Source organism: Buttiauxella cochleicola (assembly GCF_021282405.1).
In the GTDB taxonomy this organism is placed as follows: Bacteria; Pseudomonadota; Gammaproteobacteria; order Enterobacterales; family Enterobacteriaceae; genus Buttiauxella; species Buttiauxella massiliensis.
Window position 1 is genome coordinate 17,064 of sequence record NZ_JAJSOU010000003.1, and the last position, 23,229, is coordinate 40,292.

22 protein-coding genes and 1 pseudogene are annotated in these 23,229 nt (G+C 49.9%); 18 read left to right on the forward strand and 5 right to left on the reverse strand.

The window, feature by feature from the left end:
- Positions 1–31: 31 nt before the first annotated feature.
- The 5 genes and pseudogenes from LVQ79_RS04480 to uraH all read left to right on the forward strand — a co-directional run bounded on the left by LVQ79_RS04480 (position 32) and on the right by uraH (position 4,389).
- Positions 32–871: a MurR/RpiR family transcriptional regulator gene (locus LVQ79_RS04480; RefSeq protein WP_232864044.1), complete on the forward strand. Its 840-nt coding sequence runs from the start codon at positions 32–34 to the stop codon at positions 869–871.
- Positions 872–1,061: 190 nt separating this feature from the next.
- Positions 1,062–2,303, forward strand: a complete 1,242-nt coding sequence (locus LVQ79_RS04485) for a pyridoxal-phosphate-dependent aminotransferase family protein (protein WP_232864045.1) — start codon at positions 1,062–1,064, stop codon at positions 2,301–2,303.
- Positions 2,303–3,559, forward strand: a pseudogene (gene hpxK / locus LVQ79_RS04490) (allantoate amidohydrolase); the annotation flags it as partial. The gene LVQ79_RS04485 and the pseudogene hpxK, both read left to right, overlap by 1 nt.
- On the forward strand, positions 3,542–4,057 hold the full coding sequence (uraD, locus tag LVQ79_RS04495) for a 2-oxo-4-hydroxy-4-carboxy-5-ureidoimidazoline decarboxylase (RefSeq protein WP_232864277.1): 516 nt from the start codon (positions 3,542–3,544) through the stop codon (positions 4,055–4,057). The pseudogene hpxK and the gene uraD, both read left to right, overlap by 18 nt.
- The gene (gene uraH, locus LVQ79_RS04500) at positions 4,054–4,389 is read left to right on the forward strand and encodes a hydroxyisourate hydrolase (protein WP_232864046.1); all 336 of its coding nucleotides are present in this window, start codon (positions 4,054–4,056) and stop codon (positions 4,387–4,389) included. Before uraD ends, uraH begins: the two co-directional genes overlap by 4 nt.
- Here uraH and LVQ79_RS04505 read toward each other — a convergent pair whose 3' ends face one another.
- Together LVQ79_RS04505 and fadE are read right to left on the reverse strand one after the other, a co-directional pair.
- The gene (locus LVQ79_RS04505; protein ID WP_232864047.1) at positions 4,390–5,157 is read right to left on the reverse strand and encodes an amidohydrolase; all 768 of its coding nucleotides are present in this window, start codon (positions 5,155–5,157) and stop codon (positions 4,390–4,392) included.
- A gap of 87 nt (positions 5,158–5,244) precedes the next feature.
- On the reverse strand, positions 5,245–7,689 hold the full coding sequence (fadE, locus tag LVQ79_RS04510; RefSeq protein WP_232864048.1) for an acyl-CoA dehydrogenase FadE: 2,445 nt from the start codon (positions 7,687–7,689) through the stop codon (positions 5,245–5,247).
- Between the two features lie 213 nt (positions 7,690–7,902).
- Between fadE and lpcA the strand changes: the two genes are divergently transcribed.
- Positions 7,903–8,484 carry a D-sedoheptulose 7-phosphate isomerase gene (gene lpcA, locus LVQ79_RS04515; protein WP_064553165.1) on the forward strand — a complete coding sequence of 194 codons (582 nt, stop codon included), beginning with the start codon at positions 7,903–7,905 and terminating at the stop codon, positions 8,482–8,484.
- Between the two features lie 54 nt (positions 8,485–8,538).
- A complete protein-coding gene (locus tag LVQ79_RS04520) occupies positions 8,539–9,306 on the forward strand; it encodes a class II glutamine amidotransferase (RefSeq protein ID WP_232864049.1) in 768 nt (255 codons plus the stop codon).
- Here LVQ79_RS04520 and dpaA read toward each other — a convergent pair.
- Positions 9,277–10,014: a peptidoglycan meso-diaminopimelic acid protein amidase gene (gene dpaA / locus LVQ79_RS04525; protein ID WP_232864050.1), complete on the reverse strand. Its 738-nt coding sequence runs from the start codon at positions 10,012–10,014 to the stop codon at positions 9,277–9,279. The two genes, LVQ79_RS04520 and dpaA, sit on opposite strands and share 30 nt — an antisense overlap.
- Before the next feature lie 486 nt (positions 10,015–10,500).
- Between dpaA and LVQ79_RS04530 the strand changes: the two genes are divergently transcribed.
- The 8 genes from LVQ79_RS04530 to dinB all read left to right on the forward strand — a co-directional run bounded on the left by LVQ79_RS04530 (position 10,501) and on the right by dinB (position 17,743).
- On the forward strand, positions 10,501–11,844 hold the full coding sequence (locus LVQ79_RS04530; RefSeq protein ID WP_232864051.1) for a Na(+)-translocating NADH-quinone reductase subunit A: 1,344 nt from the start codon (positions 10,501–10,503) through the stop codon (positions 11,842–11,844).
- A 3-nt stretch (positions 11,845–11,847) separates the two neighbouring features.
- On the forward strand, positions 11,848–13,086 hold the full coding sequence (locus tag LVQ79_RS04535) for an NADH:ubiquinone reductase (Na(+)-transporting) subunit B (protein ID WP_232864052.1): 1,239 nt from the start codon (positions 11,848–11,850) through the stop codon (positions 13,084–13,086).
- Positions 13,079–13,873: a Na(+)-translocating NADH-quinone reductase subunit C gene (locus tag LVQ79_RS04540; RefSeq protein WP_034461598.1), complete on the forward strand. Its 795-nt coding sequence runs from the start codon at positions 13,079–13,081 to the stop codon at positions 13,871–13,873. The genes LVQ79_RS04535 and LVQ79_RS04540 overlap by 8 nt, the downstream gene beginning before the upstream one ends.
- A complete protein-coding gene (locus LVQ79_RS04545; protein WP_081908371.1) occupies positions 13,866–14,504 on the forward strand; it encodes an NADH:ubiquinone reductase (Na(+)-transporting) subunit D in 639 nt (212 codons plus the stop codon). The genes LVQ79_RS04540 and LVQ79_RS04545 overlap by 8 nt, the downstream gene beginning before the upstream one ends.
- A gap of 6 nt (positions 14,505–14,510) precedes the next feature.
- Positions 14,511–15,107 (forward strand): NADH:ubiquinone reductase (Na(+)-transporting) subunit E, encoded by a 597-nt coding sequence (nqrE, locus tag LVQ79_RS04550; protein WP_034461600.1) that lies wholly within the window; start codon positions 14,511–14,513, stop codon positions 15,105–15,107.
- 12 nt (positions 15,108–15,119) lie between these two features.
- Positions 15,120–16,343, forward strand: coding sequence for an NADH:ubiquinone reductase (Na(+)-transporting) subunit F (gene nqrF / locus LVQ79_RS04555; RefSeq protein ID WP_232864053.1), 1,224 nt, complete (start codon positions 15,120–15,122; stop codon positions 16,341–16,343).
- Positions 16,344–16,354: 11 nt separating this feature from the next.
- On the forward strand, positions 16,355–16,579 hold the full coding sequence (gene nqrM, locus LVQ79_RS04560; RefSeq protein WP_232864054.1) for a (Na+)-NQR maturation NqrM: 225 nt from the start codon (positions 16,355–16,357) through the stop codon (positions 16,577–16,579).
- 108 nt (positions 16,580–16,687) lie between these two features.
- Positions 16,688–17,743 (forward strand): DNA polymerase IV, encoded by a 1,056-nt coding sequence (gene dinB, locus LVQ79_RS04565; RefSeq protein WP_232864055.1) that lies wholly within the window; start codon positions 16,688–16,690, stop codon positions 17,741–17,743.
- A 44-nt stretch (positions 17,744–17,787) separates the two neighbouring features.
- On the opposite strand, the gene pepD is transcribed toward dinB, so the two are convergent.
- Positions 17,788–19,245, reverse strand: a complete 1,458-nt coding sequence (pepD, locus tag LVQ79_RS04570) for a beta-Ala-His dipeptidase (RefSeq protein WP_232864056.1) — start codon at positions 19,243–19,245, stop codon at positions 17,788–17,790.
- Positions 19,246–19,510: 265 nt separating this feature from the next.
- Between pepD and gpt the strand changes: the two genes are divergently transcribed.
- From gpt to crl, 3 genes are all read left to right on the forward strand, one after another.
- Positions 19,511–19,969 (forward strand): xanthine phosphoribosyltransferase, encoded by a 459-nt coding sequence (gene gpt, locus LVQ79_RS04575; RefSeq protein WP_034457839.1) that lies wholly within the window; start codon positions 19,511–19,513, stop codon positions 19,967–19,969.
- 242 nt (positions 19,970–20,211) lie between these two features.
- Complete coding sequence (gene frsA, locus LVQ79_RS04580; RefSeq protein ID WP_232864057.1) at positions 20,212–21,459, forward strand: esterase FrsA; 1,248 nt, start codon at positions 20,212–20,214, stop codon at positions 21,457–21,459.
- A 57-nt stretch (positions 21,460–21,516) separates the two neighbouring features.
- Entirely contained in the window at positions 21,517–21,918 is a 402-nt protein-coding gene (gene crl / locus LVQ79_RS04585; protein ID WP_232864058.1) for a sigma factor-binding protein Crl, read from the forward strand.
- Positions 21,919–21,964: 46 nt separating this feature from the next.
- On the opposite strand, the gene LVQ79_RS04590 is transcribed toward crl, so the two are convergent.
- A complete protein-coding gene (locus LVQ79_RS04590; RefSeq protein WP_232864059.1) occupies positions 21,965–23,065 on the reverse strand; it encodes a porin in 1,101 nt (366 codons plus the stop codon).
- Positions 23,066–23,229: the final 164 nt, after the last annotated feature.

Consider the following 23,229-nt stretch of genomic DNA (forward strand, 5'->3'; position numbering starts at 1 on the left):
CTCGAATGAAACAATAGTTACAGAGGTCATAATGAAACAATTAGACGAGCGCTTAAGAGCGACATACGAGCAGCTTTCTCCGCAGGAACAGCGAGTTGCTGCTTTTATTGTCGATCATTTTGATGACCTGATTAGCTACAACAGCGCTGAGTTGGCCCATCTTTCTGGCGTATCTAAAGCCACTGTGAGTCGTCTATTTAAGCGCCTGGGTTATGACCGATACAAAGATATGCGTGAAGAACTGCGAACCTTGCGTCAGAGCGGAATGCCCCTGACGGAAAACCGCGATGCAGTACAAGGTAACACGTTACTGGCGCGGCATTACAAACAGGAAATGGCCAACCTGACACAGTGGGTTAGCTTGTTAGATACTCAACAATTTATCGATGTAGTCTCGGCACTTACTTCAGCAAAACGTATTTTTATTATTGGTTTACGAAATTCATGGCCTGTAGCGATGCACCTACGCCAGCAGTTACTACAGGTTCGTAGTGATGTCTGGTTATTGCCTCAACCAGGGCAGACGCTGGCAGAAGAGGTGGTGGATATCAACGAACATGACTGCGTTATCGCTATCGCATTCCGCAGGCGACCTCGCATCATTAAGCCACTGCTGGCCAATTTACATAAGCGGCAGGTACCGCTGCTGGTAATGAGCGAAGCACAGGGTTCCGGCCTGACCCCATACTGCCGCTGGCACTTTGCGGCACCGCTGGACAGCGTTTCAGCTTTCGATAGTTATAGCAGTGCGATGAGTCTGGTGAATCTGTTAGCCAACGCAGTGCTACATGAAGCGTTAACCACTGGTCGTCAGCGCATTCATCATATTGCCGAACTCTATACTGAGCTTGATGAGTTAGAACAACGCTAGCGCACCATGTTGGTGCTTTTGCACACATCGTGGGAACCATTCTGGTTCATTAACCTGGTCAGGTAAGTATCATTATTTACGTTAAGTATCGGCTTTTGTTTCTTTGCCACTGATGAAAATGAATGGCACATTAGTTGCAGAATATTTTTATAAAGAATCTTTTGTTTCATATAGAACTAAAGGAAATGCCATGTTAGATATTCAGCACTTCGCGCAAATCAATCCGCCACACCGTTTGTTGATGGGGCCGGGTCCAATCAATGCCGATCCCCGTGTATTACGAGCTATGGCGAGCCAGTTGATTGGGCAGTATGACCCGGTGATGACTGGCTATATGAATGAAGTGATGGTGCTGTATCGTGAGCTTTTCCGCACGCAAAACCGCTGGACGATGCTGGTCGATGGGACTTCCCGTTCTGGTATCGAAGCGATTCTGCTGTCAGCGATTCGTCCGGGCGACAAAGTTTTGGTGCCGGTATTTGGGCGTTTCGGCCATCTATTATGTGAAATAGCACGTCGATGCCGTGCTGAAGTTCACACCATTGAGGTTCCCTGGGGCGAAGTGTTTACCCCGGATCAAATCGAAGATGCCATCAAAAGTGTTAAACCACGTTTACTGTTGACCGTTCAGGGCGACACTTCCACGACTATGTTGCAGCCGCTGGCTGAGCTGGGCGAAATCTGCCGTCGTCATGGAGTCTTGTTCTATACCGATGCAACGGCTTCATTTGGTGGCAATGTGCTTGAAACGGATGGCTGGGGATTAGACGCAGTTTCCGCAGGACTGCAAAAATGCCTCGGCGGCCCGTCTGGCAGTTCGCCGATAACTCTCAGCGCACAGATGGAAGAGGTGATTCGCCGCCGTAAATGTGTTGAAGAAGGGATCCGTACGGCTGCGCACCAGGATGGCGACGACGAAATGATCTATTCGAATTATTTCGATCTCGGCATGGTGATGGATTACTGGGGGCCGGAGCGCCTGAACCACCACACGGAAGCGACCAGCATGTTGTTCGCCGCCCGTGAATGCGCGCGCATTATTCTCGAAGAAGGTTTGGATGTTGGAATCGCTCGTCATGAATTGCATGGGAGGGCGCTGGTGGCCGGTATACAAGGTATGGGTCTGGAAACCTTCGGAAACCTCCAACACAAAATGAATAACGTACTTGGCGTGGTGATCCCATCAGTGGTTCACGGAGAAGAGGTGCGCAAAATGTTGCTCGAAGATTTCCATATCGAAATCGGCACCTCTTTCGGCCCGCTGCAAGGCAAAATCTGGCGCATCGGCACCATGGGTTATAACGCGCGTAAAGATTGCGTGTTGCAAACTCTGACTGCACTTGAAGCAGTATTGAACCGGCTTGGTTTCAAAACGACGCAAGGGGCGGCGATGCAGGCTGCATGGGATGTTTATTCACAAGGAAAAAGCTGATGGTAAAACTTGTGATGAATGCCGCCGAAGCCAGCATTGCTGCTAAGCGCGTGATGCAGCGAGCGGATGAACTGGCGCAAATTAGTGAAACGCCAGGCCAACTCACGCGTGTGTATCTTTCCCCTGAACATCTACGCGCTAATCATCTGGTGGCAAACTGGATGGAGCAGGTCGGGATGACTACCTGGCAGGATGCCGTGGGCAATATTTGTGGGCGCTACGAAGGGGCAAGTGAAGGCGCTCAGGCCATTTTGCTGGGCTCTCATCTCGATACTGTGCGCAATGCCGGTCGTTACGATGGCATGTTGGGTGTATTGGCTGCGTTGGAAGTAGTCGGTTATTTATACCATCACGATCTTCAGCTCGAACAGGCGATTGAAATCGTTGGCTTTGGAGATGAAGAGGGCACGCGTTTTGGCATCACATTATTAGGTAGCCGTGGGGTGACCGGAACCTGGCCGGATAACTGGCTGGCATGTGTTGATGCTGCAGGGATTAGCGTTGCACAAGCATTGGTCAATGCCGGTTTTGACCCTTCACGAATTAAAAGTGCTGCGCGTAGTCCGGAAGAGTTCAGCGCCTATCTCGAATTGCATATTGAACAAGGGCCGGTGCTGGAGTGTGAAAATCTGGCGCTCGGCGTGGTGACCGCCATTAACGGCGCTCGCCGTTTGAAATGCCGCTTTGTTGGCGAAGCAGGGCATGCAGGCACGGTGCCGATGACTATTCGTAAAGATGCGCTCGCGGCCGCCGCTAATTGGATGACTTACATCGAAAGCGCGACTGCCATTTACGCCCCAGATATTGTTGCGACAGTCGGCTCGCTGCAATGCTTGCCGGGCGCGGCGAATGTTATTCCAGGTGAAGTCCTGCTCACGCTGGATATCCGTAGCCCGAGAGATGCAGATCTGGAAGCATTGCTGGGAAGCTTGTTAAGCGAAGCGCAGCAAATCGCCGCTCAACGAGGTGTGACGTTCGACTCTGAAATCTATTATTCGATTCCCGCCACGCCATGCGACGCGGGTTTACAGCGCCAGTTAACATCAGCCATTGCTTCGGTGCAGGGGCGTAGTTTATCTCTGCCAAGTGGCGCGGGGCATGATGCGATTGCGATTGCTGAACAGTGGCCGGTGGGTATGTTGTTTGCGCGTTGTGACCGTGGAATTAGCCACCATCCTGCAGAGTCAGTGATGGAAGTTGATGTGATGCAAGCTGTGAGGGCTTATACGCAAACGGTTATGGCATTGGCTGCGAAAAATACCCTGATTGAATTTAACGATGGCTCAGAGAATGAAGCCCTAAACCTGATAGCGCCATGTGTGGCAATCCCTGCATGGACCGAAAAGCTGGTAGCAGCGCGTCCATATTTAAACGTTGACGTGTTACAGCATTACGCTTCGCAACTGACGCTGGACTGGGGAGGGGAGGAGTTGGATCATGCGCTGGCGGCACATGCGCGTATCGGTGAAAAAGCACAGGGCGATGGCAAAGAAGCCCTATTTTCTAAAGGCGAGCAGTCTGCTGTAGATACGCAAAATAGCGCGTTAACTCTCGCACTGGCACAGGGTAATGCTGAATATGAAGAGCGGTTTGGGCGCGTGTTTCTTATTCGTGCGAAAGGGCGAAGTGGTGAAGATATTCTCACTGAACTCCATCGCCGCCTGAACAATTCCCCTGCACAGGAAGAAACTGAAGCGCTGGAGCAATTACGCCAAATCACGTTACTACGTCTGGAAGGAGTATTTGCCCAATGAGCCAACTGAGTACTCATATTCTTGATACGGCACTGGGTAAACCAGCCGCGGATGTGGTGATTTACCTTGAGCACCAAACTGCAGGAAACTGGGAACGGATTGCGCACGGAGTCACTGATTCTGACGGGCGCCTGAAAGATTTCACTTCGGAAGAGTTGATGCCAGGGCGCTATCGTCTGAGCGCAGAGATCGGTTCATATTTTGCAAAAACACACCGAGAGACGTTATATCCCTCGGCACAAATTGATTTCGTTATTACGCAACACGGCGGGCATTATCACCTGCCGTTTCTGATTTCCCCGTGGTCGTGGTCGACCTATCGGGGAAGTTGATTACAGGCTAAACGGATCTGCGTCTTGCCAGGCGGGGAATTTCTCGCGGTATTCCTGCAAAGCGATCAGCGATAAATCGGCGTCGAGGCGCATCGCCTGATGGGCTTCGCCATTCGCCAGAATTTCGCCCTGCGGATTAATAATTTTGCTGTCGCCACGGTAATGATGACCGTTACCGTCGGTGCCGACGCGGTTGCAGCCTGCCACATACGCCTGGTTTTCAATGGCGCGAGCCACCAGCAAACTTTGCCAGTGCAAAGAGCGCGGGGCAGGCCAGTTCGCCACATATAACGCCAGATCGTAATCGTTGCGGTTGCGTGAAAATACCGGGAAGCGTAAGTCGTAACAAACCTGCGGCAGAATGCGCCAGCCACGCCACTCGACGATGACACGCTCGTTACCGGCTTGATAATGATGATGTTCATCCGCCATGCGGAACAAATGGCGCTTATCGTAGAAATGCACTTTGCCGTCGGGCTGTACCAGCAGGAAACGGTTTACCGGCCCGCGTTCGGTTTGCAGGGCAGCGCTTCCGGCGATCATCGCCTGAGTTTGCTGGGCTTTAAACTGCATCCAGTCAATCACTTCTTCTTCAGCAAGCGACTGTGTGGCGGCTTCCATTGCAAAACCGGTAGTGAACATTTCCGGCAAGACAATCAGATCGCGGCCATGAATAGCGTCCAACTGTACATCGAAATGGCGCAAGTTTGCCGCGCCGTCCATCCAGACCAGCGGTTGTTGCAGAACGGTGATTTTCAAACCAGACACAATCGGAAGCCTCATGATAAACAGTGTTTCATTCACTTTAGCATGAGTAGAAAAGAAAAAACCCCGCGAACGGGGTTTTAGGAAGGCTTATGCCGCTTCAATCTTACGATGCTTTTCCGGCACCTTTACCGGCATGGTTGCCAGCTCCTCCGGCTCAAATTCATCGACGTTAATACTGCGCAAACGGCTTGCTTCAGCTTTGGTGAGGATCGCCGCTTCTTCCGCGTTGATTTTCCCTTCTGCCAGCCACTGTTTCGCCTGCTCATCAAGACGGGTGAACGACAGGTTACGCCCGGTTTCTTTGCAAACGCGCAGGTGGATTGGCTCAGCAGCCATCACGTCCATCAATGCTTCTTCCAGCAGTCCAGCCGGGTTGAACTCGCTTGGTGTCAGATACTGACCGCGACCGATACGTGAACGGGTAGCGGATGGGATCTGCATAATCTTCGCCAGTTTATGGTCCAGCTTGTCCGATGGTGCATCGTAACGACGGCCCAGTGGGAAGATAACCACGCGCAACATGCCAGCCACAAACGCATTCGGGAAGTTACGCAGCAGGTCGTCAATCGCTTGCTCGGCTTGATACAGCGCATCCTGCACGCCCCAGTGAACCAGCGGTAAATCCGCTTCGTTACGGCCTTCATCGTCATAGCGTTTCAGCACGGAAGAGGCGAGGTACAGCTGGCTTAACACATCACCCAGACGAGCGGAGATACGTTCGCGACGCTTGAGGCTACCGCCCAACACCGCCATGGAAACGTCTGACAGCAACGCCAGGTTGGCGCTCAGGCGGTTCATATACTGGTAGTAGCGTTTGGTAGAGTCTTTGGTCGGCGTAGCGCTGGTCAAACCGTTGGTCAGGCCGAGCCACAGGCTGCGCATTTTGTTGCTGCCGACGTGGCCGATATGCTTGAACAGCAGCTTATCGAACGCGTTGACGTCGTTGTTTTGCGCCGCATTCATCTCGTCGAGAACATACGGATGGCAACGAATGGCCCCCTGGCCGAAGATAATCATGCTGCGGGTCAGGATATTCGCGCCTTCAACGGTAATCGCGATCGGTGCGCCCTGATATGCTCGCGCCACAAAGTTGGAGTTGCCGAGCATAATGCCTTTGCCGCCGAGAATATCCATTGCGTCGAGGATCGCGCGCTGGCCGCGGTGGGTACAGTGGTATTTCACGATAGCCGACAACACAGCCGGTTTTTCGCCGAGCATAATCCCGTAAGTCACCAGAGAAGCTGCGGCGTCCATCACATAAGCGTTACCGGCAATACGCGCCAGTGGCTCTTCAATCCCTTCCATTTTACCGATAGAGATCCTGAACTGGCGGCGAATGTGCGCGTAAGCACCCGTTGCCATCGCCACAGATTTCAGACCGCCAGTAGAGTTGGATGGCAGGGTTATACCACGGCCAACAGACAGACATTCCACCAGCATACGCCAGCCCTGACCGGCCATTTTCGGGCCGCCGATGATGTAATCAATCGGTACGAAAATATCTTTCCCGCGAGTTGGACCATTCTGGAATGGTACGTTAAGTGGGAAGTGGCGTTTGCCAATTTCTACGCCCGGCGTGTGCGTTGGGATCAGCGCACAGGTAATGCCGAGTTCTTCTTCATTGCCCAGCAGTTTATCCGGGTCAGACAGTTTGAAGGCCAGACCCAGAACGGTAGCAATTGGTGCGAGCGTAATGTAGCGCTTGTTCCAGGTCAGACGCATACCGAGGACTTGCTGGCCTTGCCATTCGCCCATGCAGACAATACCTGTATCAGGAATTGCACCTGCATCGGAACCTGCCTCTGGGCTTGTCAGTGCAAAGCATGGGATCTCTTGCCCACGCGCCAGGCGTGGCAGGTAATGATCTTTCTGCTCGTCAGTACCGTAATGTTGCAGCAATTCGCCCGGGCCTAATGAGTTAGGCACGCCGACGGTAATCGCCAGAATCCCGGAAACCCCAGACAGTTTTTGCAGCACGCGAGATTGTGCGTAAGCAGAGAACTCGAGGCCGCCGTACTCTTTCTTGATGATCATCGCGAAGAAGCGATGTTCTTTTAAATATGCCCACAGTTCTGGCGGCAAATCGGCCATTTCGTGGGTGATCTGGAAGTCATTCGCCAGACGGCAGGCTTCTTCAACCGGGCCGTCGATAAAGGCCTGTTCTTCTTCAGTCAGTTTTGGCTGCGGGTAGTTGTGCAGCTTTTCCCAGTCTGGTTTACCGCGGAAAAGATCGCCTTCCCACCAGGTGGTACCAGCATCGATAGCTTCTTTTTCAGTACGCGACATCGGCGGCATAACTTTACGGAAGCTGCGGAAAACAGGAGCTGAAATCAGAGATTTACGCATTGGCGTAAAGACGAACGGTACCAGAATTATCGCGAGTGGAACCAGTACCCAGATAGACCAGATACCAGCAAAACCAAGCGCGGCTGTCCACGCCAGTAGAATTGCGCTACTGAGCAGCAAATTGACCTGGTGATAGAAAAGCACACCGAGGAGAACAACGGTTGCGACAATACTCAAAATCAACATAAAGGAAACTCCCTTGCTTGTAGGAGGTCTGACCACTTGGATGTATTGGTTTTAGTTCATGTGGTTTTTTTTAGCAATATATTCACAAAATAATTACAACTCAGCTCACATTGTTACCGCACGGAACAGCAAAAGCAGGAGGATATGGCGCTTCTCGCGCTATCCGGTAAACTGCTGGGGTTAATCAATCGAAAAATACTGAAGGACATCCTCATGTACCAGGATCTTATTCGTAATGAATTGAATGAAGCGGCTGAAACGCTGGCTAACTTCCTGAAAGATGACGCTAACATTCACGCCATTCAGCGTGCGGCGGTGCTGCTGGCTGATAGCTTCAAGGCAGGCGGTAAAGTGCTTTCTTGCGGCAACGGCGGCTCACATTGTGACGCTATGCACTTTGCTGAAGAACTGACTGGGCGTTATCGCGAAAACCGTCCGGGTTACCCGGCGATTGCGATTTCTGACGTTAGCCACATCTCTTGCGTGGGCAACGATTTTGGCTACGACCACATTTTCTCTCGTTACGTTGAAGCGGTAGGTCGTGAAGGCGACGTGTTACTGGGGATCTCCACTTCAGGTAATTCTGGCAACGTAATTAAAGCCATTGAAGCGGCGCGTGCGAAAGGCATGAAAGTCATTACCCTGACCGGGAAAGACGGCGGCAAAATGGATGGAACTGCGGATGTTGAAATTCGTGTTCCACACTTTGGCTACGCTGACCGTATTCAGGAAATTCACATCAAAGTGATTCATATCCTGATTCAGTTGATTGAAAAAGAGATGGTTAAGGCTTAACCAGTTCCCCTCTCCCGAAACGGAGAGGGTTGTATTAAGTTGTGGGAGGTTAAGATGTGCGAACTGCTCGGGATGAGCGCCAATGTGCCGACGGATATTTGCTTTAGTTTTACCGGTCTGGTGCAGCGTGGCGGGGGAACAGGGCCGCATAAAGACGGCTGGGGTATTACTTTCTACGAAGGTAAAGGCTGTCGTACGTTCAAAGATCCGCAACCGAGTTTTAACTCTCCCATCGCAAAACTTGTGCAAGATTACCCGATCAAATCTTGTTCAGTGGTCGCGCATATTCGTCAGGCTAACCGCGGCAAAGTGGCGCTTGAAAATACCCACCCTTTTACGCGCGAGTTATGGGGTCGTAACTGGACCTATGCCCACAATGGCCAGCTCAAAGGGCATCGTTCACTCGATACCGGCCCGTTTCGCCCGATTGGTGAAACCGACAGCGAGCAAGCATTTTGCTGGCTGCTTCATAAATTGACGCAACGTTATCCACGCACACCTGGCAATATGGAGGCGGTGTTCCGCTACATCACCGAACTTGCGGTGCAATTGCGTGAGAAGGGCGTGTTCAATATGTTGTTGTCGGATGGGCGCTACGTGATGGCGTTCTGTTCCACCAATTTATACTGGATAACCCGACGGGCACCGTTTGGCGTGGCAAAACTGTTGGACCAGGATGTGGAAATTGATTTTCAGGAAGAGACCACACTCAACGATGTGGTCACTGTAATTGCGACTCAGCCCCTGACTGGCAACGAAACCTGGCACAAAATTGCACCAGGTGAGTCTGAACTATTTTGTCTCGGGGAGCGCGTAGTTTGATGCCAACTGCGGTTGCGTCGATGGCGTAACCGGCTTACTAACCACGTAATTACCGCTAACAACTGAAACGCCCGGCGGCTGGTGATTCGCCATGAAGTAGTCATAACCCGGCTTCAGTTGTTTCCAGAAGTCGATGTAGTAAGAGTACTTGTGACGCTGCATATTGGCATCTGTCATGCGGAACGGATAGATGCTGACCTGTACGCTCGGCTGGCCGAAGACCAACGCGCCGGTCACAAACTGGAAAATCTCATCAATGTTGGTGTCGGTCATGGCGTAGCAGCCGACGGACACACAAGCACCGTGAATCATCAGATATTGACCCTGATAACCATGCTGGCGATCAAACTCGTTCGGGAAGCCGATATTAATGGCTTTATAGAAACGGCTGTCGGGTTTGAGCTGGCTGCGGGTCACGTTATAAAAACCTTCAGGACTTTTAAAATCACCCTGACGCTGTTTTGGACCTAGCCCACCGGAATAGTTACAGATGCTGTAGCTGTCGAGTAATTGGAACTTCTCGCCCATCTTCACGTATAACTCTAGCGTGCGCTCTTCCTTAAATATCTGAATATAAACCGGAGAGCCCATAAGTTGTTGCTTGAATTCTTTACTGACAGGCGTGTTAGACGAGTTGCCGCTTAAAAGGCTGGCAAACGACATGCACGGTATCAGAAGCATCGCAATAATAAGTGCGATCTTACGCATACTGCTTGATTCCTTGATAAAGCTTAGACCAAATGCCAGGACGGCAAAAAGAGACCCGAAATCAGATTACTCTGTATTAGGAGCGCTCACATTAGCATCGTTATGAATTTTCGCAACCCTAAAGCAGAGCGTATTAAGCTATAAAATTGGACTTTATAGAATACTTTTGGATAGCGGGAGAGCAAGCGTTTTGCGTAACAGCTCGCATTGCTGGATATCTCTATGCTGATTTCTGCCCCTTCAGCGGGCTAATGATGCTAAAATCCTTCGCGAATGTTGACCTGCGGATATGAAAGGAAACTATCCATAAGTCAGTTGTTCCGGTTACTCGGGCGACTTATACCTCCCTCTCGTAATAGTGAATGGATGCGTTTCCTGTTTTATCTGCCTTATATGTCGCATCGGTTGAACCCTTATTCGACCCATCCGTTGTCGGCTACAGTTTTTTGTCGGTATGTTTAAGCCAATTTTAAACGTGATAACCTTATGATAAAAATCAAAAAAGGTCTGGATTTGCCTATTGCCGGTTTACCGGAACAGCAAATCCATGACGGCCCAGCGATACCTTTCGTGGCCCTGCTCGGTGAAGAGTATGTCGGCATGCGCCCTTCTATGCTTGTGCAGGAAGGCGACAAGGTATTGAAAGGCCAGCCTCTCTTCGAAGATAAAAAGAACCCTGGCGTGCTCTTTACCGCTCCTGCGAGTGGAACGGTCACGGCGATTAATCGTGGTGAACGTCGCGTACTGCAATCGCTGGTTATTGAGGTTCAGGGTGATGATCAGGTCGTTTTTGAACGATTTGCACCAGAAAACCTTGGCAAACTCCCGCGTGAAACAGTTCAGGCACAACTTCTATCTTCGGGCCTGTGGACTGCACTTCGTACGCGACCATTCAGTAAAGCACCGCAGCCTGCGAGTGTTCCCGCGGCCATTTTTGTGACCGCTATTGATACCAATCCGCTGGCGGCCGATCCGCAACCTATTATTCGTGCACATCGCGAAATGTTTGACGCGGGCTTAACACTGTTGTCACGGCTGACTGATGGAAAAGTCCATGTCTGCCAGGCTGGTGGCGGTAAATTGGGCGGCCATGCTTCCGGACAAGTGACGTTTAATGAATTTGCTGGCCCTCATCCTGCTGGGTTAGTGGGCACACACATTCACTTCCTTGAGCCCGTTAGCCTGCAAAAAACGGTATGGCATCTTAATTACCAGGATGTGATTGCCATCGGCAAATTGTTTGTTGAAGGTGAATTGTGGACCGAACGTGTTATTGCGTTAGCCGGTCCGCAGGTTAAAAAACCACGCCTGATTCGCACTCGCCTGGGGGCCGGTCTGGAAGTACTCACAGCCGGTGAGCTGGAAGAAGGTGAAAACCGCATCGTATCCGGTTCTGTATTAAGTGGAACCATGGCCGCTGGTCCTCGTGCCTGGCTTGGTCGTTTCCACCTGCAGGTCACGGTTCTGAAAGAAGGGCGTGAAAAAGAACTATTTGGCTGGGTAATGCCGGGTGCCGATAAATATTCAATTACACGCACCACGGTTGGCCACTTCCTGAAGCGCAAACTATTTAACTTCTCAACCGATACCAATGGTGGTGAACGCGCAATGGTGCCGATTGGCAACTATGAACGTGTCATGCCGCTGGATATTCTGGCCACGATGTTATTGCGCGACTTACTGGCAGGAGATACTGACAGCGCTCAATTGCTGGGGTGTCTGGAGCTGGATGAAGAAGATTTGGCGCTTTGTACCTACGTTTGCCCGGGGAAATATGAGTATGGCCCGGTGCTACGCGAGGTATTAACCCGCATCGAGCAGGAAGGATAAGTCATGGGCTTGAAGCATTTATTTGAAAAACTAGAGCCGCACTTCACACAAGGCGGAAAGCTAGAAAAGTACTATCCGCTCTTTGAAGCGACGGCGACTCTGTTTTATACGCCAGGTATCGTTACGCCTGGCGCCTCCCACGTTCGTGATGCTATCGATCTGAAGCGCATGATGATCCTGGTGTGGTTCGCTGTATTCCCGGCAATGTTCTGGGGCATGTACAACGTCGGGCTGCAAACTATTCCTGCCCTGAACAAGATGTATGGCGCAGAACAACTCCAGCAGGTGATTTCATCCGACTGGCATTATGTGATTGCGCAGTGGCTGGGAGTGAACTTTACGCCTGATGCTGGCTGGCTCAGCATGATGACACTGGGTGCTGTCTTCTTCCTGCCAATCTACATCACGGTATTTTTGGTAGGCGGTTTCTGGGAAGTGCTGTTCTCTATCATTCGCAAACACGAGATTAACGAAGGCTTCTTCGTGACTTCGATTCTGTTTGCGCTGGTGGTGCCACCAACTATGCCTTTGTGGCAAGCCGCCCTCGGTATCAGTTTCGGTGTGGTTATCGCCAAAGAGATTTTCGGTGGAACAGGCCGTAACTTCCTGAACCCTGCACTGGCTGGCCGTGCATTCCTGTTCTTCGCTTATCCAGCGCAAATCTCGGGCGACCTGGTGTGGACCGCGGCTGACGGTTTCTCTGGAGCAACTCCGCTTTCACAATGGTCCCATGGCGGTGGTGAAGCATTAGTCAATGTTGTTTCGGGCCAACCAGTGACATGGATGGATGCTTTCCTCGGCAACATTCCCGGTTCGATTGGTGAAGTCTCAACGCTGATGATTCTGATTGGCGGGGCGATTATCCTGTTCGGTCGAGTCGCATCCTGGCGCATCGTTGCGGGCGTTATGCTCGGTATGATTGCCACAGCAACTTTGTTTAACTTCATCGGTTCTGAAACCAATCCGTTATTTGCGATGCCGTGGTACTGGCATATGGTGCTGGGTGGTTTTGCTTTCGGCATGATGTTTATGGCGACCGATCCGGTTTCGGCATCGTTTACCAACAAAGGTAAATGGTGGTATGGGGCACTCATCGGCGTGATGTGTGTGTTAATTCGAGTTGTAAACCCGGCCTATCCAGAAGGGATGATGCTGGCGATTTTGTTCGCCAACCTCTTTGCACCGTTGTTCGATTACCTGGTGGTGCAAGCCAATATCAAGCGGAGGAAGTCGCGTGGCTGAAGTAAAAAGTAACGATAGCATTGGCAGAACACTGCTGGTGGTGCTGGTGCTTTGCCTGGTTTGCTCCGTTGTGGTGGCAGGTTCTGCTGTTGGGCTTAAAGCTCGTCAGCAAGAGCAAAAAGCCCTCGATAAGCAACGTAACATTCTTGATGTTGCGGGCTTAGCCACACCAAAAATGACAGGTGAAGATGTTAAAGCAGTCTTTGAATCACGCATTACACCGCGTTTGTTGGATTTGAAAAGTGGCGAGTTACTGGATAAAGACTCGTCTAAATTCGACCAGGCGGCAGCATTACGTGACCCTAATCAGAGCAAAGCACTCACATCTGACGAAGATCGTGCCGGGATAAAAAATCGCAGCAATATTGTTGAGATTTACCTGGTGCGAGATGAGCAAAACAAAATCCAGGAAGTTGTCTTGCCCGTGTATGGCAAAGGCTTGTGGTCGATGATGTATGCCTTCGTTTCTCTGCAAACCGATGGCCGTACGGTTAAAGGCATCACTTACTATGACCAGGGTGAAACCCCGGGTCTGGGCGGTGAAGTTGAAAACCCGAACTGGCGTGCGCAGTGGATTGGCAAGAAGCTGCTTGATGATAATGGCAAGCCTGCAATTCGTGTTGTGAAAGGCGGTGCGCGTCAGGGCGATGAATACGGGGTAGATGGTTTATCTGGTGCCACGCTCACAGCAAACGGTGTACAACACACTTTTGATTTCTGGATGGGTGAGCTCGGTTTTGGTCCATTCCTGAAACAAGTACGTGAAGGAGCGCTCAACAATGGCTGATATTTCAGACATGAAAGAGGTCAAACGGGTACTGGTTAGTCCTCTTGTGGATAACAACCCGATTGCCTTGCAAATACTCGGTGTCTGTTCGGCGCTGGCTGTAACAACGAAGCTGGAAACAGCATTCGTAATGACCATCGCGGTAACAGTGGTGACAGCGTTCTCCAGCATGTTCATCTCGATGATCCGTAACCTGATCCCAAACAGTGTGCGAATCATCGTACAGATGGCGATCATTGCTTCGTTAGTTATCGTCGTAGATCAGATTCTGCGTGCTTACGCCTACGAGATCTCCAAACAGCTTTCGGTATTCGTTGGCCTAATCATCACCAACTGTATTGTGATGGGGCGCGCTGAAGCCTACGCCATGAAGTCACCGCCGCTGGCGAGCTTTATGGATGGCATCGGTAACGGCCTGGGTTATGGCGTGATTCTGCTGCTGGTTGGTTTCCTGCGTGAGCTGATAGGAAGCGGCAAACTGTTTGGTATCACGGTGCTTGAAACGGTTCAAAACGGTGGCTGGTACCAGCCAAACGGGATGTTCCTGCTGGCGCCGAGTGCGTTCTTCATTATCGGCCTGTTGATTTGGGCACTGCGTACGCTGAAGCCTGCGCAGCAGGAAAAGGACTAACTGACTATGGAACATATGATTAGTCTGTTTGTGCGTGCCGTGTTTATTGAAAACATGGCGCTCGCGTTCTTCCTTGGCATGTGTACCTTCCTGGCGGTTTCCAAGAAGGTTTCCACGGCATTTGGTTTGGGTGTGGCGGTTACCGTTGTTTTAGGGATTGCTGTTCCGGCGAATAACCTGGTTTATAACCTTGTGCTTCGCGACGGTGCACTGGTTGAAGGTGTTGACCTCAGCTTCCTGAATTTCATCACCTTCATTGGTGTGATTGCAGCGCTGGTGCAAATCCTTGAGATGATCCTCGATCGTTTCTTCCCGGCGCTTTATAACGCGCTGGGGATCTTCCTGCCGCTTATCACCGTTAACTGCGCCATCTTTGGTGGCGTGTCGTTTATGGTGCAGCGTGATTACAGCTTTGGCGAATCCATCGTTTATGGCGTGGGTTCCGGTGTGGGCTGGATGCTGGCGATTGTCGCGATGGCTGGGATCCGCGAGAAGATGAAATATGCCAATGTGCCCGCAGGATTGCGCGGCTTAGGAATTACCTTTATCACCACTGGATTAATGGCGCTGGGCTTCATGTCATTCTCCGGTGTGCAGCTATAAGGGCGAAAACGTATGGAAATTATTCTTGGCGTGGTGATGTTCACGCTAATCGTTCTGGCACTGGCGCTGTTGATTCTGTTTGCCAAATCAAAGCTTGTGAACTCCGGCGATGTGCTGATTGAAATTAACAACGAAGCCGATAAGCAGTTCCATGCTCCGGCTGGGGACAAGCTGCTTAACACGCTTTCAAATCAGGGGATTTTCATCTCCTCGGCTTGTGGCGGTGGTGGTTCGTGCGGGCAATGCCGTGTGACCATTAAAGAAGGTGGTGGCGATATTCTACCGACCGAGCTTTCGCATATCACCAAGCGTGAAGCGAAAGAGGGTTGCCGTCTTGCCTGTCAGGTCGCTGTGAAACAGGACATGAAAATTGAGCTGCCGGAAGAGATATTCGGCGTGAAAAAATGGGAGTGTGAAGTTATCTCTAATGATAACAAAGCGACTTTCATCAAAGAGCTCAAGCTGCGTATTCCTGACGGCGACGTGGTGCCGTTCCGTGCTGGTGGCTATATCCAGATTGAAAGCCCGCCGCATGAAGTTAACTATCAAGACTTCGATGTTCCACAGGAATACCGTGGTGACTGGGACAAGTTCAACCTGTTCCGCTTCAAATCTGTGGTGAAAGAACCCTGTGTTCGTGCATATTCCATGGCGAACTATCCGGACGAAGCAGGCATTATCATGCTGAACGTGCGTATCGCGACACCTCCGCCGAATGTACCAGATGCTCCTCCGGGGATTATGTCCTCGTATATCTGGTCGCTGAAAGCGGGCGATAAAGTGACAATTTCCGGGCCATTTGGTGAGTTCTTTGCCAAAGAAACGGACGCTGAAATGGTGTTTATTGGCGGTGGTGCGGGTATGGCACCAATGCGTTCACACATCTTTGACCAGCTCAAACGCCTGCACAGCACCCGCAAAATCAGCTTCTGGTATGGCGCTCGTTCTTTACGTGAAATGTTCTACGAAGAAGAGTTTGAAAAGCTGGCGCAGGAGAACCCGAACTTTAGCTTTAATGTGGCGCTTTCTGATCCACAGCCAGAAGATAACTGGACGGGCTATACCGGCTTCATTCACAACGTATTGCTGGAAAACTATCTACGTAGCCATCCGGCGCCGGAAGATTGTGAATTCTATATGTGTGGGCCGCCAATGATGAACGCAGCGGTGATCAAAATGCTCAAAGACCTGGGCGTTGAGGATGAAAATATCATGCTCGACGACTTTGGCGGCTGACGGGAGCCATTATGCTGACGGTATTTTTAGCCACCTTCGCCATTTTTATTCTGGTGATATTCGGTATGTCGCTCGGCGTTATCGTGAAGCGTAAAGCGCTTCAGGGTAGCTGCGGTGGTATTGCCGCGCTCGGCATGGAGAAAGTCTGCAACTGCCCTGAACCTTGCGATGCGCGTAAGAAGCGAATCGCGAGAGCGGAGCGGCAGGCAAAATTTCAGCAAAACCGCATCTTGTAAGCCTTCTGAAACCTCCCGCATCGCCGGGAGGTTTTCTTCGCTCCACACTTTCCACTCTTTATTAATTGACTGTATACTTATCCAGTAAAATAACTGGTGTGAAAAAGTATGCGTAAAATCATTCATGTCGATATGGACTGCTTTTTTGCAGCGGTGGAGATGCGTGATAACCCCAACTTGCGGGATATCCCGCTAGCGATTGGCGGCAGCGCGCAGCGACGTGGAGTGATCAGTACCGCAAATTACCCAGCACGAAAATTCGGTGTACACAGCGCAATGTCGACTGCAATGGCACTCAAATTATGCCCACACCTGACACTTCTGCCTGGGCGTTTTGACGCATACAAAGATGCATCAAATCATATTCGTGAGATATTTAGCCGCTACACCAATCTTATTGAACCGCTATCGCTTGATGAGGCTTATCTGGATGTTACCGATAGCCTGAACTGCCAAGGCTCCGCAACATTGATGGCGAAGGAAATCCGCCAGTCTATTTCCGACGAACTTAATCTCACAGCCTCTGCGGGGATAGCCCCGGTAAAATTTCTCGCCAAAATTGCTTCCGATCTTAATAAGCCTAACGGGCAGTACGTCATTACGCCCGATGAAATCCCTGAATTTTTAGCAACCTTGCCGTTGGGTAAGATTCCAGGCGTGGGCAAAGTCACCGCTGGAAAACTGGAAAGCCTGGGGCTGCGCACCTGTGCCGATGTACAAAAAACTGATTTAGCCTCGTTACTCAAACGTTTTGGGAAATTTGGGCGGGTACTGTGGGAGCGAAGCCAGGGCATTGACGAGCGGGAGATAAACAATGAACGGCAGCGCAAATCTGTTGGAGTAGAGAAAACATTGGCCGAAGACATTCATGAATGGCGTGAGTGTGAAGCCATTATTGAGCAGCTTTATGCTGAACTTGAGCGACGGCTGAAAAAGGTGAAACCAGATTTATTGATTGCTCGTCAGGGAGTCAAACTCAAGTTTAATGATTTCCAGCAAACCACTCAGGAACATGTCTGGCCGCAACTAAATAAAGCCGATTTAATCGCAACGGCGAAGAAAACATGGGAAGAGCGCCGGGGAGGGCGAGGCGTAAGGCTGGTGGGGCTGCATGTCACGTTACTTGACCCACAGTTGGAGCGTCAACTGGTTCTGGGATTATAAAAAAACCCTCTCAATGAGAGGGTTTTGATCAACATGTATTTGGCTTATTTAGCTGGAATCGCTTTCAGTAACTCAGTCAGCAGGATCCAGTATTGGCCAACGCTTGCAACATGAACTTGTTCATCAGGCGAGTGCGGACCTGTAATGGTCGGCCCAATAGAAACCATATCCATCTCAGGGTAAGGCTTCTTGAACAGACCACATTCCAGACCGGCATGGATAACCATGATGTTTGGCGTCTTGTTGAACAGCTTTTCGTAAGTTTCACGAACCAGTGCCATTACCGGGGATTTAGCATCCGGCTGCCAGCCAGGGTAGCTGCCTTTGGCAACACTTTCTGCACCAGCAAGCTGACCCAGTGCGTGAAGCATGCCCACCACATAATCTTTACCGCTATCAATCAACGAACGAATCAGGCAGATGATTTCTGCGCTTTCGTCAGTCATTGTCACCACACCCACGTTCAGTGAGGTTTCAACTACGCCTTTTACAGCGTCGGAATTGCGGATAACGCCGTTCGGCATTGCGTTGAGCAAGTTAATGAAAGCTTCGCGGCTTTTTACTGTCAGCGCAGATTTGTCTGTGCTGGTCGCTTCAACCAGAACGGTGGTGTTTTTTTCAACGGCACCCAGCTCATTTTGCAGAATTGACAAGAACTGCGCTGCCAATTGCTTGAGTTGTGCTGCTTTATCGGCAGGTACAGCAAGGATAGCTGAACCTTCACGAGGGATTGCGTTACGCAGCGTACCGCCGTTCAGATCAATCAGACGAGCATCCAGTTCTGCTGCGTGAGCGAACAGGAAACGCGCCAGCAATTTGTTTGCATTGCCCAAACCTAAATGGATCTCAGCGCCAGAGTGACCACCTTTCAGACCTTTGATGGTCAGTTTGTAGGTTTCGTAACCTGCTGGAATCGCTTCACGTTGCAGTGGCAGCGTGGAGATAAAATCAATCCCGCCAGCACAACCCATATAGATCTCACCTTCTTCTTCAGAATCGGTGTTGATCAGGATATCAGCTTGTAACCAGCCAGCTTGCAGGCCAAAAGCACCATCCATACCCGCTTCTTCGGTCATGGTCAGCAGGACTTCTAACGGGCCATGAGACACGGAATCATCAGCCAGCACTGCCAATGCAGACGCCATACCGATACCGTTATCCGCACCCAGCGTAGTGCCGCGCGCTTTAACCCACTCTCCATCGATATACGGCTGAATCGGGTCTTTGGTGAAATCATGAACAGTGTCGTTATTTTTCTGCGGCACCATATCAAGGTGAGCTTGCAGGACGACCGCTTTACGGTTTTCCATACCAGCTGTTGCAGGTTTGCGGATCAGGATATTACCAACCTGGTCGCGCTCAACATGCAGGCCTTTTTCTTTTGCCCAGGACAGAATATGTTCCGCGAGTTGTTCTTCATGATAAGAAGGGTGCGGAATAGAACAGATTTTGGCAAAAATATCCCACAGCGGCTGCGGAGATAATTGAGACAATTCAGACACGATAAGTCTCCTTGACATCGACTCTGCTGACAATTTTGGTTCGCAGAGCGCAGGATTGATCTTAATGAAATACAACACAAGTAAGCATTGTGCGCTGGCCTGAGAATACCACTATAACTAAGGCTGTGACGACCTAAAGCACGTAAAAACGAGGGAGACAGGCCTACAGTACTGGTTTTTAGTGCGTCAGATCTCTATAATCTCGCGCAACCAAAACCCCTTTGAACATTTTTAAGCCGTTAATAACTGGCTGGGATAATTTCACATGAGCGAAAAATACATCGTCACCTGGGACATGTTGCAGATTCACGCGCGTAAGTTGGCAAGCCGTCTGCTTCCTGCTGAACAGTGGAAAGGCATTATTGCTGTTAGCCGTGGCGGCCTGGTTCCTGGCGCACTGCTAGCACGTGAACTGGGGATTCGTCATGTTGATACTGTATGCATCTCCAGCTATGACCACGACAACCAGCGTGAGCTGACCGTGTTGAAACGTGCTGAAGGTGATGGTGAAGGCTTCATCGTTATCGATGACCTGGTAGACACTGGCGGTACCGCAGTTGCTATCCGTGAAATGTATCCAAAAGCGCATTTCGTCACTATCTTCGCCAAGCCTGCTGGCCAGCCTTTGGTTGATGATTACGTTATCGATATCCCGCAAGATACCTGGATTGAACAGCCGTGGGATATGGGCGTTGTGTTCGTACCACCATTAGCTGGTCGTTAATAACCGTCATCCTTCGAGTCACACCTGTGTTGGCTACGCTCGCTTACCCCAGTCACTTACTTTAGTAAGCTCCTGGGGATTCGCTCGCTTGCCGCCTTGTTGTGACACGAATGATTTAGTTATTAATTAATAGCCTGAGAATTTGCACTGATTTACGCCCGGCATAGCCGGGCGTTTGTGTTATTTGGATGCTGACAGAGTACAATAGCCTCATTCCTGACGTTTGTATGGAGGCAGAAACGATGTCACAGGCCAATCTTAGCGAAACCCTGTTTAAACCAAGATTTAAGCACCCCGAAACATCGACTCTGGTTCGGCGCGCTAAGCATCAAGCGGCCCCCGTTATCCAGTCTGCTCTGGACGGTGCAACAGCCCCTCAGTGGTATCGTATGATCAACCGACTGCTCTGGGTTTGGCGCGGTGTCGATCCTCTTGAAATCCTCGAAGTACAGTCGCGAATTGCCATTTGCCAGGCCGAACGTACCAATGATGAGTTATTTGATACGGTCATTGGCTATCGTGGTGGGAACTGGATCTATGAATGGTCAAAGCAAGCAATGCAATGGCAACAGCGAGCTAACCAGGAAACAGACAAGGTGCTTAGCGGCAAGTATTGGTTACAGGCCGCTAATCTTTATAGCATTGCAGCCTACCCGCATCTGAAAGGTGATCAACTTGCAGAACAGGCACAAGTTCTGGCAAATCGCGCGTATGAAGAAGCTGCTCCACGTCTTTCTGGAGGCTTGCGCGAACTTGAATTCCCAATTCCTGGTGGCGGAACAATAACCGGATTCTTACACCTTCCAAAAGAAGGGCAGGGGCCATTCCCGACTGTGTTAATTTGCGGTGGCCTTGACGCTTTGCAGAGCGATTATTACAACTTGTTTGATAAGTATTTTGCACCTGAAGGTATGGCGATGTTGACCATTGATATGCCATCGGTCGGGTTTTCTTCAAAATGGAAATTGACTCAGGATTCCAGCCTGTTGCACCAGCATGTGCTTAAAGCATTGCCAAACATACCCTGGATTGACCATACCCGTGTCGCAGCGTTTGGTTTCCGTTTCGGCGCGAACGTCGCAGTGCGCTTAGGCTATATCGAAGCACCACGTTTGAAAGCTGTGGCATGCCTTGGGCCTGTTGTTCATAGCTTACTGAGCGATGCATCACGTCAGGCACAGGTACCGGAGATGTATATTGATGTACTGGCTAGTCGCCTTGGGATGAATGATGCATCAGATAGCGCCTTGCGCGTGGAGTTGAATCGCTATTCATTAAAAACCCAGGGACTGTTAGGGCGCCATTGCCCAACGCCAATGCTATCTGGTTATTGGGAAAACGATCCGTTCAGCCCGGAAGAAGACTCTCGTTTAATCACTTCGTCATCTGCGGATGGTAAGTTGCTAGCGATCCCGTTTAACCCGGTGTATCGCAACTTTGACAAAGCGCTGAAAGAAATTACCGGATGGATCAAGCATAGATTACGTTAATGATTTGCTAAATTTCATTGGTTTGGTAAAACAGTTGCTTCACAACAGGAGATCGCAATGACGTTACCGAGTGGACACCCGAAAAGTAGATTGATTAAAAAATTCGCCTCGCTTGGCCCATATATCCGGGAAGAGCAATGTGAAGATAACCGTTTCTTCTTCGATTGCCTGGCTGTGTGCGTTAATGTGAAGCCTGCACCAGAAAAACGTGAATTTTGGGGCTGGTGGATGGAACTGGAAGCGCAGGAAAAGCAATTTACCTATACATACCATTTTGGTCTGTTCGACAAAGATGGTAAGTGGACTGCAACAGCAGCAAAAGACAAAGAAGTAGATGAAAGACTTGAGCAAACACTGCGTGGTTTCCATGAGCGTCTGCGCGAGTTATTAAGCACTCTGGGTCTGGGTTTGGTGCCTGCAGAAAACTTTGCAGAAAAACCAGTAAAGCTTTCGGCCTGAAATAAAAAACCCCCGCCCATGATGGATGGGGGTTTTCTTTTTCTAATTAGAATTGATAAACAATACCGATTGCAACAACATCATCACTATTCAGATTTAATGCATTGTCATCACTGAGTTGGTTTATTTTGTAATCAACATAAGTAGACATGTTTTTGTTAAAGTAATAAGTCGCAGCGACATCGATATATTTCACTAAATCGGCATCACCGATTCCTTCAATATCTTTGGCTTTTGACTGGACATAACCAAGTGATGGGCGAAGTCCAAAATCAAATTGATACTGTGCAATAACTTCGAATGCCTGGTTTTTATTTGCAAAGCCGCTAATGCTACTATTTATTCCATTAATTGATGCCGTACCAGAAATTGGCGTCATATTACGTGTCTCGGCATACATTGCAGCCAGATACACTTTATTCGCGTCATATTTCACGCCGGTAGTCCAGGCTTCGGCATTCTCACCCTTGCCGTAAGCCTGGTTTTTCTGCGCCAAAGTACGGTTGGAGTTGGCGTAACCCGCACCAACTGTCAGGCCAGTATCGCCAATATCATAAGACAGTGAAGTACCAAAACCGTCACCGTTTTGTTTGCTGGCTGCACGGCCGTCATTCTCGTTTTTTCCTTGATATTGCAGGGAAAGCTTCAGGCCATCAACCAGACCAAAGAAGGTGTTATTGCGATAGGTCGCAACACCATTAGCACGGCCAGTCATAAAGTTATCGGTTTTGGTGTAAGAATCATCACCAAACTCAGGCATCATATCGGTGTAGGAAGCGATGTTGTACAACACGCCGTAGTTACGACCATAATCAAATGAACCAATATCACCCGCTTTTAACCCAGCAAATGCCAGGCGAGTTTTGGTTGTATTAACATCACCTTCGGCTTTGTTAGCGGCAACTTGATATTCCCACTGCCCGAAACCAGTTAGTTGGTCGTTAATTTGAGTCTGGCCTTTAAACCCCAGGCGGACATAAGATTGGTCGCCATCTACAGCGTTATTATCACTTAAATAGTGTTCTGCTTTTACTTTTCCGTAAAGGTCGAGTTTATTGCCATCTTTATTATAAATTTCCGCTGCCTGCGAAGAAGTTGATGACGCCAGAAAACCCAATACCATTAATGCCAGTGTGCTTTTTTTCATTTTCTCATCCCAATGATGTATGCGCGCTAAAATTTAATCGGGAAATATCCCGTTAAAAAACGCAGAGAGTTTTATCGCCTTGAGATGAAAGTTTTATGACATAGTAAGAGAAAGTTTAAATAAACGTAATAATTTATATTTGTCATGAAATTGTCAAAATTTGC